The organism is Streptomyces sp. NBC_00829, from assembly GCF_045161795.1.
Classification (GTDB): Bacteria; Actinomycetota; Actinomycetes; order Streptomycetales; family Streptomycetaceae; genus Streptomyces.
Map to the genome: position 1 here is coordinate 365,242 of NZ_CP108868.1, position 14,372 is coordinate 379,613.

The 14,372-nt window shown below is 71.1% G+C and carries 16 protein-coding genes; 4 read left to right on the plus strand and 12 right to left on the minus strand.

The features are described from left to right. Positions 1-254: 254 nt before the first annotated feature. The 10 genes from OG293_RS41380 to OG293_RS41425 form a co-directional block, all read right to left on the minus strand. The gene (locus OG293_RS41380; RefSeq protein WP_329448991.1) at positions 255-941 is read right to left on the minus strand and encodes a hypothetical protein; all 687 of its coding nucleotides are present in this window, start codon (positions 939-941) and stop codon (positions 255-257) included. Continuing rightward, positions 938-1,462: a hypothetical protein gene (locus OG293_RS41385; protein WP_212728846.1), complete on the minus strand. Its 525-nt coding sequence runs from the start codon at positions 1,460-1,462 to the stop codon at positions 938-940. Before OG293_RS41385 ends, OG293_RS41380 begins: the two co-directional genes overlap by 4 nt. Before the next feature lie 59 nt (positions 1,463-1,521). Further along, on the minus strand, positions 1,522-1,881 hold the full coding sequence (locus tag OG293_RS41390; protein ID WP_331752472.1) for a hypothetical protein: 360 nt from the start codon (positions 1,879-1,881) through the stop codon (positions 1,522-1,524). 25 nt (positions 1,882-1,906) lie between these two features. Further along, positions 1,907-2,359 carry a hypothetical protein gene (locus OG293_RS41395; RefSeq protein WP_329449234.1) on the minus strand — a complete coding sequence of 151 codons (453 nt, stop codon included), beginning with the start codon at positions 2,357-2,359 and terminating at the stop codon, positions 1,907-1,909. An 82-nt stretch (positions 2,360-2,441) separates the two neighbouring features. Next, entirely contained in the window at positions 2,442-2,702 is a 261-nt protein-coding gene (locus tag OG293_RS41400) for a hypothetical protein (protein ID WP_329448987.1), read from the minus strand. 67 nt (positions 2,703-2,769) lie between these two features. Beyond that, complete coding sequence (locus OG293_RS41405) at positions 2,770-3,267, minus strand: hypothetical protein (RefSeq protein WP_331752476.1); 498 nt, start codon at positions 3,265-3,267, stop codon at positions 2,770-2,772. A 332-nt stretch (positions 3,268-3,599) separates the two neighbouring features. Next, positions 3,600-4,181, minus strand: a complete 582-nt coding sequence (locus OG293_RS41410) for a hypothetical protein (RefSeq protein ID WP_406003929.1) — start codon at positions 4,179-4,181, stop codon at positions 3,600-3,602. Positions 4,182-4,272: 91 nt separating this feature from the next. Next, entirely contained in the window at positions 4,273-4,914 is a 642-nt protein-coding gene (locus tag OG293_RS41415; RefSeq protein ID WP_331752480.1) for a hypothetical protein, read from the minus strand. Positions 4,915-5,044: 130 nt separating this feature from the next. After that, on the minus strand, positions 5,045-5,434 hold the full coding sequence (locus OG293_RS41420) for a DUF6354 family protein (protein ID WP_331752482.1): 390 nt from the start codon (positions 5,432-5,434) through the stop codon (positions 5,045-5,047). A 72-nt stretch (positions 5,435-5,506) separates the two neighbouring features. After that, positions 5,507-6,154, minus strand: a complete 648-nt coding sequence (locus OG293_RS41425; protein WP_331752484.1) for a hypothetical protein — start codon at positions 6,152-6,154, stop codon at positions 5,507-5,509. A 260-nt stretch (positions 6,155-6,414) separates the two neighbouring features. Here OG293_RS41425 and tap point away from each other — a divergent pair, with 260 nt between their 5' ends. The 4 genes from tap to OG293_RS41445 all read left to right on the plus strand — a co-directional run bounded on the left by tap (position 6,415) and on the right by OG293_RS41445 (position 12,216). After that, complete coding sequence (gene tap, locus OG293_RS41430) at positions 6,415-8,955, plus strand: telomere-associated protein Tap (RefSeq protein WP_331752486.1); 2,541 nt, start codon at positions 6,415-6,417, stop codon at positions 8,953-8,955. A 22-nt stretch (positions 8,956-8,977) separates the two neighbouring features. Then, positions 8,978-9,553, plus strand: coding sequence for a telomere-protecting terminal protein Tpg (tpg, locus tag OG293_RS41435; protein WP_212728853.1), 576 nt, complete (start codon positions 8,978-8,980; stop codon positions 9,551-9,553). A gap of 38 nt (positions 9,554-9,591) precedes the next feature. Beyond that, the gene (locus tag OG293_RS41440) at positions 9,592-11,994 is read left to right on the plus strand and encodes a Helicase associated domain protein (RefSeq protein WP_331752489.1); all 2,403 of its coding nucleotides are present in this window, start codon (positions 9,592-9,594) and stop codon (positions 11,992-11,994) included. 72 nt (positions 11,995-12,066) lie between these two features. Next, complete coding sequence (locus OG293_RS41445) at positions 12,067-12,216, plus strand: hypothetical protein (protein WP_406003930.1); 150 nt, start codon at positions 12,067-12,069, stop codon at positions 12,214-12,216. A 3-nt stretch (positions 12,217-12,219) separates the two neighbouring features. Here the strand turns inward: OG293_RS41445 and OG293_RS41450 are convergent, their stop codons facing one another. Continuing rightward, on the minus strand, positions 12,220-12,666 hold the full coding sequence (locus OG293_RS41450; protein WP_406003931.1) for a hypothetical protein: 447 nt from the start codon (positions 12,664-12,666) through the stop codon (positions 12,220-12,222). Further along, positions 12,663-14,159, minus strand: a complete 1,497-nt coding sequence (locus OG293_RS41455; RefSeq protein ID WP_331752493.1) for a hypothetical protein — start codon at positions 14,157-14,159, stop codon at positions 12,663-12,665. Before OG293_RS41455 ends, OG293_RS41450 begins: the two co-directional genes overlap by 4 nt. Between the last annotated feature and the right edge of the window lie 213 nt (positions 14,160-14,372).

Sequence of the window (14,372 nt, forward strand, 5' to 3'; positions counted from 1 at the left end):
GGTCCGCGCGGCGAAGAGGCCGCCGAGGCCGGTGCGGCGTGACGGCATGCGACGGCACACGAGTTGTGTGCCGCAAGTGGCGGGGGAGCGGCCGGCGGCGGGGCGGCGCAGGTACGCGACCGACTCGAAGCGGCTGGGCGGCAGGAGAAGCTCGTCAGTGCCTCAGGCCGGGACCTTCAATCGGTGATCCGAGAGGCAGAGCCCGGTCCGCGCTGCTCAGCGCGGACCGGGCTCTCATGGTGCGGGGAGGTAGGTCAGGGCGGGGTGTCGTCGTAGGCGAGGTGAGCCAGGAGGAGAACCTCGGGGCGGCCGAGGAGGTTGTCGGGGTCTGCGTGGGTCCGGTACAGGGAGAGTGCCGCCTCGGCGAGGATGAGCAGCTCTGTGCGGCAGAAGACTTCGTCGATGTCCGGGGCGCCGGGAAGGCCGTTGTCGAGGGCGTCCATGCTGGTCGCGAGGCGCTCCAGCAGCAGCGCCACTTCGGGCGTCACGCCCTGCTGGGGAAGCGGGTGGGCCTGTTTGAGGGTGAGGCAGGCGCGGGCCAGTGTCACCAGGTCGGAGTCCGTGAGATCGCCGCGGGCGACCGGCACGAGTGAGGATCCGGAGAGGCCGAGCAGCCGCCACAGCCCGTCCGGCGCCCGGCCGTTGGTGGTCGGCTCGGCCTGACCCGGGTTTTCCTCGGCGGGGGTGGCGACGAAGCGCAGCCAGAACCGGCCGTCGCCGGAGTGCATGTCCAGAGTGTCGGGATGGGTACTGCTGACGCGGCCCGGGGGCTGGGCACGCAGGAGTCGGCGGGCGGCAAGGAGGACGTCCAGGCCGGGCAGTTCCCGGTGGTCGGGGTCGGCGGGCTGGGTCCAGCCGGTGTCGGTGCGGACGTGGACGGTGTAGTCGGCGTCGGGGTCGATCAGCTGGCGGGCGGTGGCGTAGGCGCGGTCGGGGGTCATGCTGCGGTCTCCTCGGCGCCGGGGCGGTGCTCGTGTTCGCCGCTGTTGTTCACCTTGACGAGCAGCAGGCCAGCCTCGTCGCGCTGGTCCTCGATGTGGATGTAGGGGACGTCGGTGTCGGGGCCCCACTGGGCGCGCCGGCGGATGAGGATGCTGACGCCGAAGACCTGGATCTCGTAGACGTCGCTGGGGGTGTTGTCCTTGGGGGAGGCGTCGACCACGGTGATCGAGGCGTCGCGGACGCGGTGGAGTTCGGGGTCTGGCATGGGGGTTCCCGGGGGTGTCGGCGTGGGGGAGTAGGTGGCGGGGTCGAGTGCGAGGAGGGCGTCGGCGATGGCCGAGGACAGGTGGGAGGGGACGAGGTTGGAGTTCTGCAGCAGCGCGAGCTTGTCGTGCGGGGTGGGCGCGTAGTCGATCGCGTCGAGCACCTTCTGGTCCTCGGCGTCGTCGCACGCCCACTGCTGGGCTTCGGCGAGGAGGGCTTCGTAGAGAGAGCCGGCTGCGTCATGCGGAGTGTTCATGGGTGCCTCAGGTCGGGGTGCCGGGCCCCTGCGGGGCCCGGCACCGGAACGGGGTGTGGTCAGGAGGGCCGGAGCTTCTCGGCGATCAGTTCGCTGATGACCTGGTCGAGCGGGGGAAGGGCGGCGTGCTGCCTCTCCATGTCCTGGAGGCGGGCACGTTGGCGCTCCACGTACGCGGGGTCGGTGGGGGAGCCGTCGGGTTCGCAGCGCATCAGGTGCTTGCCGATCCAGTAGGCGGAGAACGTCGGCTCGGTGTGGCCGTTGAAGGCGACGCGGCCGTCGATGTGGCTGGTGACGGTCCAGACATGAACCTGGCGTGCGCCGAGGATGTGGTGGCGCCACAGCTCGCTGCGCTCGGCGTAGGTGGCGCCGATCTCGGGGAGGGGCTTCGGTCGGCGCGCAGGCTTGGAGTTGGTCACGGAAGCGGCCTTCGCGGTGGGTGGGTCAGGGCTGGTCGGGGAGGAAGTGGACGAGGCGGAGGGGGGTCAGCGGCCCGTGCTCGTTGAAGGCGTCGACGCAGTTGGAACAGGTGGCCAGGCGGGGGTCGGCCGCGATGGGCTGGGGGGTCTCGGAATCGCACAGGGGCCAGGCCCTGGTGCTCGGGGCCAGCGATTCGGTGAGTGGTCCCGGCACCCAGGTGGAGGGGTCGGTCGAGGCTGCGATGCACGCCTCCGTGGTCGGGACGGGCGGAGCGTTGCGGACGGCGTCGGCGAGCCGGAGGAGGAGGGCGAGCACCTCGTCGCGGGCGCCGTGGAGGGCGATGCCGTCGCTGCCGTTGTAGACGGCGGCGGTGATCTCGCCGGGCTCGACGAGCGCGTCGTCGGAGGTGAAGCCGGGGTAGAGCAGGACCGGTGTGGCGTCGGCGGGGACCCATTCGAATTCGGTGTGGTCGAGCATGCGGGAGCCCTTCGGATGCGGAAGCGCGGGAGAGGGAGGGGCCGGGCGGCCCGAGGTGCAGGGCCGCCCGGTGGTGGGACGGTCAGTAGGCGTCGGGCTCGTAGTGCTCGACGGTGTCGTCGACCCAGGCGCCGTCGTCGCGGGCGAACTCCTCGTACGCGCGCTGCACGGCGCGACGATGTGCGTCGACGTCGAACTCGCACGCCCAGTTCGCGCCTTGGGCGAACGCGGGCCGGGTGAGGGCGTCGATGGCGGCCTGGTCCCCGTCGGCGACCTGGTGGGAAGCGGTGATACTGAGGGTGACGCGGTCCTTGGACCAGCAGCCGATCAGCAGAGTGGACACGGCGGGTTCGCTCTCTGCGGCCCCAGGGCCCAGCGGTTGCTCGCCGGACCCCGGCGGGCGGCGGGGTTCAAGGGGTCAGGACGACGCGGATGTGTTCGCCATAGCTCGGCTCCGACCACTTGGTGAGGGAGTCGAGCGCAGCGGCGATGTCCTCGAAGCGGGCCCGGTCGCGGAAGCCGTCGGTGATCTCTTCGGTCATGCCGCCGTACATCTCGGTGACCTCGGCGCCGCGCCAGCCGGGCCCGCCCCAGTAGTCGAAGACCACGGCGTCGGGCATCGGAGCGTCGAGGGCGTAGTGCTTGAGGAGCGCTCGGCGCAGCCGGGTCCACCGGACTTCGGTGTACATGGAGGGGTGGACGTCGCCGACCGGCTTGCCCTTGTGGCCCCAGCCGCAGCCCTGGCAGTAGCGCCAGCCCCGGTCGTTGTAGGCGGGGCAGGCCGGGTTCCCGCAGCGCCACAGGTAGCCGGCCTGGCGGGCGAGTTCGTGGATGAGGTGCGTCTGGGTCTCGTCGGCCTCGGCGACGAGCCGGGCTATGACGGTGCGGACGACTTCGGCTTCGGACATGGGAGTTCTCCGGAAGGGGGCACGGGGGAGCGGCAGTGCAGCTCCAAGCGATGTGCGTTGGAGGGAAGCAGCGCCCTCAACACGAACAACCTTACATATTGAAACGCTAATACACAACAACGGAAGTTCGTGCAGCTCTCCCACCCTCGGGGGCAGCAGGCCGCCGCCCACGCCGGACCGCCGCTCCTCACGCCTCATGCGGGCGATGGGCCGGGGCCTCGGCATGCTCCTCCCGCGCGGGAGAGCGCGGACCAGCCGGTGGAGCGGATCCTCAGCCGACGCCGTCCGCTGCGCACCGCGCACCGGACGGGGACATCAGCCGCCGCCGGTGGTCAGGAGAGGGGGACGACCCCGAGGTGGACGGTCCGCCCGCACGGGAGACATCCCTGCCCGTCCAGTCCGCTGTCGGTGCGCCGGGTCCGGATCCGCTCCAGCCCTGCGCCGGCGGCAGCGGCGACCCCCTCCATGTCGTCACTGCTCGCGGCTGTCGCCAGCAGCCGGACCGTGAAACCCCGGCCGTCGTCCTCCACCCACAACTGCGCCCCCGGCAACCGCTCCTGGTCCAGTGCGGCCGTCCACGGGACCAGTGTCCGCAGCAGTTCGGCCGCTGCCTCCGCCGACGTCAGCCGTCCCCCTGGGACGGCGCCGCGCACCGGTGCATCCACGGCGGCCACCAGGACCAGCTCCTCCTCCAGGTCCACCGTCAGCACACCGTCACGGTGGGCCGGGAGGCCGGCCGCCTCGCCGCACGCTGCTGCCAGCCGCGCCATGCTTGCCGAGGCGGCCGGCCCGCTCGCGCACACTTCCGCCTGCACGTCCGCCTCGCTCATGCACAGCCGGACCGGCTCCAGCGGGCCGCAGGCATCCAGCAGGCGGGCAACCGCTTCCACACAGCGGGCCAGGGAGAGTGACATGGCCGCCATTCTCGCCCCGGTGAGGCCGAGGAGTCCTGTGTCCGGCCAAAGGGTGGCTCCATCTTTGTGGCGGTCACCGGGATTCGGACAACTACGAGGCGCTCTCAGTAGGGGCAGTGCCGTACACGTGCCAGTCCCACAGGTCCCGGGCGCTGTTCAGGCTGGGGCACCAGGTGACCTTGCGGCCGTCGCGGCAGATCTCGCCGGCACCCGGCGCACAGGTGCACACCACGCGGAACTGCCCGGCGCGCGAGGACACGACTGCCTGCACGATCCGGCCCCGGTGCGTGCCGTGGGCGACCACCAGCCGGACGGCCGCGGTCAGCTGCTCCGGCGTGACCACCTCCAGCCGGTCGACCGCGTCCATCGTGCGCCAGACCCTGCCGTCGGGCAGCGTGTACGACTTCACCGCCACCCACTGGCCCAGCCGGAACACGGCGCCGACCACTGCGGCACGCTCCTGCTCGGGGTAGGACTGCATCACCAGGTCGCCCCGCCGCACGTGGGGAGCGTCAACCAGGCGCTGCAGCGCGCTCAGCGCGGCCTGCGCGCTCACACGGTTTTCGAGCCGCGCGGACTCCACGGTCCACACACCAGGACCGGGCCCGGGCTCCATCAGCTCCCATTCGCCCGGCCAGCCTTCCACGGCCACGATCTCACCGGACTGCAACACCTCGTCTCCGGACGCGGTGTCCGGGGCCTGGGCGGCCCCGGTCTTCGCCGACAACGCCATCTCTTCTCTGCTTCCTTCCATCAGCGATCACACGAATCGGCCACCAGGCCGTGGGTTAGCGGGGTGCGGGATCGGCGGCCACCCTCGGGCGTCCGCCGCGCGGCTGGACAGGCTGGTGCCGAGGGCCGGGTCAGTCCTGGCCCTTCGCTGCCTCGGCGGTGAGCTCCTTGTGTACGCGCAGCGCCGCGGTCGCGTACTCCACGGGGGACGGACTGTCGCCCTGCACGCCCGTGATCGCCGCCAGGAAACGGGCGTAGACGGTCTGGTCGGCGTCGTCGACGACGTCCTCGATCAGGGTGAAGGCGCTCGTCGCGAAGCGCCTCAGTGCCAGCGGCCGCGCCTTGCGGCCGGCCGCGCCCGGCTTGTTGTCGCGCTCGACCACGCAGTCGGCGTGTGTCGCGCCCACGGCGACCACGCGCAGCATCCGCTTGCGGTCGACCATGTCGGGGGCCATGTCCTGCCACAGCTGCCCGGCCCGGACGGGGCCGACGGCGGACGAGACGGGCGTGGTGATGCTCATGGTGAACTCCTGGCTGGTGGCGAAGGGTTGGTGCCGGGCAGCGGCATGCGCCCGGCGAGGGGGAGAAGAGGTTCAGGCCGAGGTGCCCGGGGCGGGCGTCTTCAGAATGCGGAGGTTCTCCGCGTGGATCTCGGCGCACAACCGGCTGATGAGCACCCACAGCGGCATGGACAGACCGTCGAGCTGGTCATGGAGCAGCCGGGCGGCTTCGTGCATGCCGTGCTGTGCGCGGGCGATGTCGATCGTGTCCACGCCGCGCGCCGCCCGCTCCAGCGACCGGCCGGCGCCGAGGACGTGGTCGTGGGCATCGCGGCTGACCGTCTCCAGCCGCAGCGGGTGCCCCGGGGTGAACAGGGACGGCGGGGCCGGGGCGGGGTCGAAGGCGGCCGGGCGGCCCGCGGTGTAGCGACTCGCCCACAGCTCCACCATGTAGACCACGGCGGCCTGCCAAGCGGCCTCGTCGTGCTCGCCCGTGCGCTCCTGGAAGGTCGTGACGGCACGGCCGGCGAGATTCTCAGCGCGCTCCAGCGCGGCGCCGCGGCCGAGGCGGAAGTCCTCCAGCGCCTTGGCGGCCTCGATCACGTTCACCTGGGCCGAGCGGGCGTGATCGTTGAGACCTCGTCGCATCAGGATGTCGCCGGCCTCCACGGTGATCCGCGACCCGGGCGCGGCAGGCTCCCCGGGTTCGGGGGACAGAACGTGCCGAGGGGGAAAGGCCATGGCTGTCGTACTCCTCAGGTGTCATGCAGGACAGGAAAGGGGCTCCCGGCTCGGCCGGGGGCGGGCTCGGGCGTGTACCGGCCCTGTGCGGGGGGTGCGCCCGCCATCCGTCGGCGGCGCCCCTCAATGAGATTACATCTTGAAAAGAGAAGACGCAACAACCATAATGCACATTGAAATGTGAACAGAACTTGCAATCGGCAGTCGGCGCGAGTACGTTAGATTCGCGTTAGATTCTGTTTCTGAGGGTGGAGGTGGACGTGGACCCGGCAACCGACCCGGTAACGGCGGTGCTCGCACGGATCCCGCTCGACGGCCCGGTGCCGCCGCTGCCGGACCCGGCCGCACGCGTCCGGCTCCGCGAGGAGTTCGGCTGGACCGTCACGCAGATGGGCAAGGCGACCAGCGTGCGCCGCGAGACGGTGTGGACCTGGGAATCGGATCCACCCCGCACACCGCGTGGGGAGAAGGGGCAGCTCTACGCCCGGCTCCTCGCCTACTTCGCCGACGAGCTCGCTCGCGCCGCAGTGACGAGCGGCGCCGCCGCTCCGGTGCCCGTGCCCGACACCGAGCCTGTGCCGCAGCCGGCGGCCGCCGCGGAGGAAGAGCAGGCCCCCCTGTTCGACTACGACATCGAGGACCCGCCCGAACTCACCTGGCCGGACACCGACCAGAGCCCCGCCCTCGACAACACGGCGGCGCGGGCCGAGTACCCCGAGTACGACGTGCCCGGCTCCTGGACCCACCTGCCCGAGGACGTCACCCGCCCCTGTGTCCGCTGCGGCAAGCCGACGTCATGCCTCGTCGAAGGCCAGCCCCGCCACATCTACCTCCAGGCCATGGCCGCCATGGGCATGCCTCGCTGCGGCACCCAGCCCCCTGCCCCGGCCGCGCCCGTCCTGCCGACCGCGACCGAGACGGCCGCCCCCGTGCCCGCTGCCGTCGCACCGGCTCCCGCCCCCCCGGCGGACGCCGCACCACCGGTCGCCGCACCGGCACGCGCGCTCCCGGCTACTGCGCCCGCGTCTCCCGTTCGTCCGCCGGCCGTGCCGCGCCGCCCGGTCACCGCCACCAGTTCGGCCTTCCGCCGCAAGACGGCGAAGAGGCCGGCCGTGAAGGCGGTGGCCCCCGAGCACGCCGACGGTCCGCTGGCCGTCCTCGACATCACCGACGGCGCCCTGACCGCACACCTTGTCGACGGCCGCACCGTGCCGTGCCCGGCCAAGACGCTCCAGGCTCTGGCCGCGTGGGCGCTGGACAAGAAGAAGATCCGCCTGGGAGCAGCCAAGCTCCACGACAACGGGTTCGACCAGGACCCGCTGATCATCCTCACCGAAGGGGCCGTGGCCCACTTCGGCCTGCCCACCAACCTCGCGGACCAGGAGGACCTGCGCCTGCCGGCCGACGACAAGATCGTCAAGAACATCACGAAGGCAGGCTGGGAGCTCACCAAGTCCGGCTTCGGCCCCTGGGCCAGGATCTTCAAGCGCCTCGACGGAAAGCGCCACTGCGTCCAGCTCGCCCTCGTGCCCTGGGGCGCGCTGGAGACCCGCGCCTGGGGCAAGGCCGGTGACCTGCCCGCCGGCGAACTCGCCAGAATGCTCGGCACCTACGCCCGCCTGGTCATCACCCCCCGCGGCACCCTCGCCGTCACCGGCGAACAGCTCATGACCTCGCTGCGCCCGCCCACCAAGGCAGAGTGGAGCGAGAAGGAGAACAAGTACGTCTCGGCGAAGGTGCCCCACACCCTTCACACCGTCGTCGACCCCGCCCCGTGCGAGGCCCCCGACGAACACCCCGTCGTCGTCGCTGACTACCCCGAGGAAGGCTCCCGGCCCGCCAGCGAGGCCCTCGACGAGGAAGCCTGCATCTGGGTCCGCCCCGCCGAACTCATCACCGACGACGAACGGGCCCGCACCCACGTCGCCGCCCTCGACGTGCAGGTGGCCTTCCTCGCCGCCTGCCGGCGTCTGCACGTCGGCACCGGCCCGGCCATCCACTACCCCCGCAACCCGTCCTTCGACCCCGAGCTGCCCGGCTCCTGGTTCCTGGACCTCTCCCACATCGAGACCGACCCGCGCCTGCCCAGCCCCTTCACCTCCAGCGGCGAGCGCCCCGAGGGACCCGGCTGGTACGCCACGCCCACCGTCGCCTACGCCGTCGAACTCGGCGCCGACGTCCGCCCGATGGAGGCATGGGTCCGTGAGACCCACAGCCCCTACCTCCAGCCCTGGTACGACACCCTCCGCGACGCCTACCTGACCGTGATGGCCGACCTCGGCGTCACCACGGACCTCGACGACGAAGCCTTTCTCGCGGCGATGGCCCACTACAAGGACGGCGACCCGCTCCTGGTGACGCTGGCGAACGCCATCAAGGCCACCGCCAAGTCCGGGATCGGCAAGCTGCGCCAGCGCCCCAACCTTGGCCTCGACCACGTCTTCGGCGACCCGTGGCCGGCCCTGAGGCGGCTGACGTGGCGGCCCGACATCCGCGCCATGATCCTGTCGAAGGCGCGGACCAACATGCACCGCAAGATGCAGAGCCTCACCATCGCGGGGCGGTACCCGCTCGCCGTCAACAACGACTGCGTCGTCTACGCGATCGACGGCCTGTCGCCGCTGCCGGTCCTGCTCGGCCCCGACGGCGAGCCGATCCGCGGCGGCTTCCGCCTCGGCGTCAACCCGGGCTCCGTCAAGCACCAGGGGAGCCAGACCATCGGCTGGGCGCTGGACCTGCTCGCCGACGGAGTGAACATTGCCAACGAAATCAAGGACGCCTCGCTCGTCCGCGTGGCCTGAACCGTAGGGAAGCTGACTGACCGTGGGACTGATCGAAGACCGCTTGGAAGAGGCCGCCGAGACCGCCTACTCCCAGCCGATCCCCAAGACGCTCGGCGCGCGGATCCGTTTCCTGCTCAAGCAGGAGAAGGGCGTCAGCCGCGCCGAGGCCGCCCGCGCGGTCGCCGAGAAGATCGGCAAATCCCAGCGCACCGTCGAGCGCTACCGCGACGACGAGATCAAGGCCGCGAAGCCCGAGACCGCCGCCCTCATTGAAGCCACGGTCAAGCAGCTCTGGCAGCCGATCGTCAAGGCGAAGAAGCTCCAGGCCGCCGTCACCACCGGCGGCATCAAAGTGGACGTAAGAGGGAAATTCGGGTTCAAGTCCCCCAAGGGCACCACCAACGACCCCCGCTACCGCCGCCTCACCCGCCGCCTGGACGCCGCCACCGCCGCAGCCCTCTTCGAAGCCAAAGAGGCCGGCGCCTCGGAGGAAGACCTCGCCCAGATCGTCGCCGACGGGCTGCGGGACGACTACTTCACCGACGGCGGCTCGCGGGCCACCTCTCTTCAGTCGGTCGCACTGACCGGCATCGACCACATCAAGTTCAGCATCTGACCCGCCGCCCGCACCCGGCTGAAAGGACCGGCCACCCCGTGACCGCGACCACCACCGCCCCACCGCCCAGGATCAGGCTGCGCCCGCACCAGTCCAAGGCCGTCCACGCCGCGCACACCGCGCTGCGCCTGACCGCCCGGATCTCCGTCGTGATGGCCTGCGGCACCGGCAAGACGTACGTCGCCGCGCGCACCGCCGCCCGTGTCGCCCCCCAGGGCACCCGGCTGGTGCTGCTGCCCACTCTGGAGCTCCTCGCCCAGACCATCGACGACTGGCGCACCGCCGGCATGACCGGGCCCGTGCTCGCCCTGTGCTCCAAGCGCCCCAACACCGCGGGCGAGCCCGTCGCGTTCACCACCGACCCGGCTGCCCTGGCTGCCACCGTCCACCAGAACCCCGGCCTGACGGTTTTCGCCACCTACCACTCCCTGCACCGCGTCCAGTACGCACACACCCACTTCGGCCTCCCCACCTGGTCGCTGGTGGCGGTCGACGAAGCCCACCGCACCAGTGGTGACCTGGGGAAACGCTGGGCCGCCGTCCATGACGACGAACTGATCCCCGCGCACAAGCGGCTCTACCTCACCGCCACCCCGAGGATCTGGTCGGCCGGCGAGCCCGGTGACGACGAGGACGGCTCGCTCGTCGCGTCCATGGACAACCCGGCTCTCTACGGCGACACCTGCTTTCGCCTCCCGCTCGCCGAGGCCATCGACGTAGACCTCCTGGCCGACTACCGGGTCGTCGTCATGGAGGTGAACGAGGCCACCATCCGCACCCGGCTCGGGATCTCCGACAAGGCCACCGAAGCCGAACTGCGCCAGGCCGCCCTCCAGATCGCCGTCCTGCGCGCCATGGCCGAGCTCGACCTGCGCCGCGTCGTCTCCTTTCACCACCGCGTGGCCGACGCTCATGCCTTCGCCGGCACCCTCCGCGAGACCGCCGCCCTCCTCTACGCGCTCGACGAGACCGGAACCAGCTGTCCCGACCCGGGCGAGCTGTGGGCGACCGGCCTCGACGGCACCCAGGACCCCGCCTACCGCCGCGAGCTCCTCGACCGCTTCGACGGCAGCCCCGGCGAGTTCCTCGAGCCCGCTCACCGCACCTTGATCGCGAACGCCCGCCTTCTCGGCGAGGGCGTCAACATCCCCAGCATCGACACCGTGGTCTTCGCCGACCCCAAGGAGTCGATCGTCGACACGGTCCAGGCCGTCGGCCGGGCCCTTCGACAGAAGCCCGGCCAGGGCAAGAAGGCCACCCTCATCGTCCCCGTGTACGTCGCCCCCGGCGAGGACGCCGACGACCTCATGGGCTCGAACCTGTACCGGCCGCTCTGGCGCGTCCTCCAGGCCCTGCGTGCTCACGACGACCGCATCGCCGACCGTCTCGCCGTCCCCCAGCAGCCCGCCCACCCGGTCCCGGACGAGGAGGACGAGGAGACGGGCGTGCCCGTGGACGTCGTCTTCGACCGGCCCTTCCCCGCCGACACCATCGCCCAGGCGTTCCGGCTGCGCGTCCTCCGCCCCCGCGAAGCGTCCTTCCGCCGCGGTCTGGAAGCCGCCACCGCCTACCAGCAGCACCACGGGCACCTCGACGTCCCTCGGCTCTACGACGACGAGAACGGCTTCGCACTGGGCCGCTGGATCAACCGGGCACGTAAGGCGTACGCGGCCGGCACTCTCAAGTCCGCCCAGATCAAGTCCCTCGAACGCCTCGGCATCATCTGGAACCTCCAGACCCAGGCCGCCGAACGCGGACTCCTCCACGCCCGCAACTGGGCCAACCGCCACGGCCATCTCGCCGCTCCCACCGGCGAGATGGCCGGCGACTTCGCCCTCGGCCGCTGGCTCACCAACCGCCGAGCCGCCGCCCGCACGCGCGCGGACAGCGGACTCGAACCCGACCCCACCGACACCGCGCTCACCGAGATCGACCCGTACTGGAACCCGCCGTGGCCGATCACCTGGCAGCGCCTCTACTACACCGCGCGCACCTACGCCAACGCGAGCATCACTCTCGACGACCTCCCCGCCGATTTCATCACCGACGACGACGAGCCCCTCGGCGAATGGGTCCGCACCCAGAGCACCGACTACAGCACCCTCCACCCCGAACAGCTCCGGCTCGTGCGCGAACTGGGCATCACCCTGATCGAACCCGCCGAAGACGAACCGCCACAGCCCACCGGCCGCGCCGCCCGCCAGCAGCGGCAGCTCGACCAGGGCCTGGCAGCCGTCGCCGCCTTCCGCGACCGCGAAGGTCACCTCCACATCCGCCAACGCGACACCGTCACTCTCGACGGTGAGGAGTACAAGGTCGGTCAGTGGCTCAAGAACCTCCGCAAACGCTGGGACGAGCTGCCCCCCGAACACCTCCACGCCGTCACCGCCGCAGGCCTCACCCGCCACCCACAGACACCCGAGGCCACGATCAGCGGCTGAACGTCCCACCCCACCGAGGGCCGGGTTCCGCCGGCGAAAGGGCCCCGAGCACGAGAGGCACGTATACCCACCATGCGACAGCCATCGGAGAACGCCCGCAGCATGACCGCCTCCGTCGCCCAGGCCCTCATCGCCGCAGAAGACGGCCTCATCGCTCAGATCCGCCAGCACGCCGAGCTCATCTCGCGGGCCACCTACCGCGTACTCGACGACTGGACCTGAGGTTCAGGTGAAGGCTGCGCGGTTCATTTCGGAGATGGTCTGGCGGCGGCGGTCATCGAGTGTGCGTCCCCACATGGTGTTGGAGTAGTACACGAACCGTCCGGTGGCGGGTTCCCGGAAGTCGATATTGCATCCGACGGCTGTGTGCGTGTGGTCGCACAGGCAGGTGCAACTCTTGTCGTCGACTTCCCAGCCGAGTCCGGTGGGGCCGTTCCCAAGGAGCCGAATGAGGTCCGGGCACGGAGGACCGTCGGTCGTCTCCAGGCGGAAGTTCCCGCCGATGGCGCTCCAGGCGTCGGTGCTGTTGATCGAGCCGGGGCCGGCGGTCGCCCGGATTCGGCGAAGCAAGGGTGAGAAAAGCGAGGCGGGTTCGAAGGACGAGGCTGCGGTGGCGGCGTAGGCGGCGCGTTCCACAGGTGTCCAGTTGAGCCAAAGCACGATAGTTGTCACCAAGGCAGGCGTGCTGTCACCAGGGCCACCGGGGGGCGAGTGCTGAGCAGAGTTCTGGACCGCGGTGCAGTCTCAGCTGTCCACCCCGGCTTCCCACTTGCGTCGGCCAGCATGTGGTCGCTGAAGAGGTGTCGGCTCTGGTCGAGCAGTTCACCCACCTCTGCGTCGCCGCCCCGCCCATCAGGCGACGGATGCCAGCGCTGCACTGATTGCGCGGCCCAGGTGCGCAGCTTCATATCCGGGTCCTGGAACAGACCGACCGCCGCCCGTAGCGCCACGGTGCCGCCGCGCGCGTCGAGCAGCCGGAACGCGCCGACGCGGACGTGCCGCGGCCGAGCGGTACTGGTGCGCTCCAATAGCCAGTCGGCGGGCAGTTCCTTGGCCGAGGGCAGCAGGGCGGCGGCGGTCTCGCGGACGACACCGGCGGCAGGGTCGTCGAGGAGCGGCCGCAACTGCTCCGCATCCGCGCAGTCCAGCGCCCGCAGCCCTGCCACCGCTCGCGCCCGCACCCCGGCCGCCGGGTGCACGAGCAGCAGCCGCAGCAGCCCGGCGTCCGCGCGGTTCCCGCACTCGGCCAGCCCGATGACCGCACCGGGCGGCAAATCGGGGTCGTCCGGTGTCGTGCACCGCTCCCGGTACCAGACCGCCGGGTCAACACCCTGCTGTCGTACGACATACCGGGCACAAGCACGCACGAGCGCGGAACGGTCGCTGAGAAACGGCTCCGCCTGCTCTGCCCGCCCCGCCCGTCTCAGCGCGGTGACGCCGGCCGAACGGGTACGCGGGTTGCGTGCGGACAGCAGTGGAGGCAGCACACCCTCGTAGGCATCCTCATCCCCCAGAGCCGTGAGCGCCGCTGTGGCACACAGGTCCTGGACCACGGTGTCCTGGTCCCCGGCGGCCGCGCGGGCCAGCTCAGCGGGATGGAGCAGTTGGCCCTCGATGGCAAGCCGGTACGCGAACCGCCGGACGATGCGGTCGGGGTCAGCGAAGAGAACAGCGAGTTGCCCGTGGGATGCCTGTCGCAGGATCTGGCCGAGCACATCGACGCCGAAGGCACCTCTGTCGCGGCGGCCGACGCGGAGGATGAGCGGCGCGAGGTCGAGGGCAGAGTCCACGTTCAGGGCCTCGCGCAGCAACTTCCGAGCGTGCTCGCGCACTGGGCCGACCCAATCGGCGCAGCGGATCACGACCAACGGCAGCAGACCGGGGTATCGGACCGACTGACGCACCGCCTCCTGACGGATCCTCCCGTCGCGGTGGCAGAGGGCGAGTGCGAGCCGAGACTCGCCGAGCTGAGTCAGGTCGGCGGGCAGTGGGGCGGAGTGCTCCCACCCCGGCAGGAACTCCGGGCGGTGCCAGGCCACCTCACGCACTCCTGCGTCCAGCGCGAGCCAGTCAGCGGGGTCGGCGACATCAAGCGTGCTGTGAAGCGGCGTACCTCCCGCGAGCCGCGTCGCTGCCGCTGTCCCGTCCTCGATGTCCTCAAGCATTCCCGCCCCTCCAGCAGTCGTACCAGGTGATCGTAGGGGCGGGGTTCGCGTAGGGCGCGCGAAATATGGCCCGTGATCGCCAAGGGCCGCCGTTCGGCACACTGCCCATCAGAAGCCGAACGCGGTGACATCGCCCCTGCTTCGCTTGCCGCTGGTGACAGGTAGCGCGCCGCATCGGTGACAACCACCATGCTTTGTCCTACTGAAGCCGCA

Excerpts from the sequence above, each read along its gene's own strand:
- OG293_RS41380 (WP_329448991.1), bottom strand. The coding sequence starts at position 941 with ATGACCCCCGACCGCGCCTACGCCACCGCCCGCCAGCTGATCGACCCC.
- OG293_RS41385 (WP_212728846.1), bottom strand. The coding sequence starts at position 1,462 with ATGAACACTCCGCATGACGCAGCCGGCTCTCTCTACGAAGCCCTCCTC.
- OG293_RS41395 (WP_329449234.1), bottom strand. The coding sequence starts at position 2,359 with ATGCTCGACCACACCGAATTCGAATGGGTCCCCGCCGACGCCACACCG.
- OG293_RS41405 (WP_331752476.1), bottom strand. The coding sequence starts at position 3,267 with ATGTCCGAAGCCGAAGTCGTCCGCACCGTCATAGCCCGGCTCGTCGCC.
- OG293_RS41410 (WP_406003929.1), bottom strand. The coding sequence starts at position 4,181 with ATGTCACTCTCCCTGGCCCGCTGTGTGGAAGCGGTTGCCCGCCTGCTG.
- OG293_RS41415 (WP_331752480.1), bottom strand. The coding sequence starts at position 4,914 with ATGGCGTTGTCGGCGAAGACCGGGGCCGCCCAGGCCCCGGACACCGCG.
- OG293_RS41420 (WP_331752482.1), bottom strand. The coding sequence starts at position 5,434 with ATGAGCATCACCACGCCCGTCTCGTCCGCCGTCGGCCCCGTCCGGGCC.
- OG293_RS41425 (WP_331752484.1), bottom strand. The coding sequence starts at position 6,154 with ATGGCCTTTCCCCCTCGGCACGTTCTGTCCCCCGAACCCGGGGAGCCT.
- OG293_RS41445 (WP_406003930.1), top strand. The coding sequence starts at position 12,067 with ATGCGACAGCCATCGGAGAACGCCCGCAGCATGACCGCCTCCGTCGCC.
- OG293_RS41455 (WP_331752493.1), bottom strand. The coding sequence starts at position 14,159 with ATGCTTGAGGACATCGAGGACGGGACAGCGGCAGCGACGCGGCTCGCG.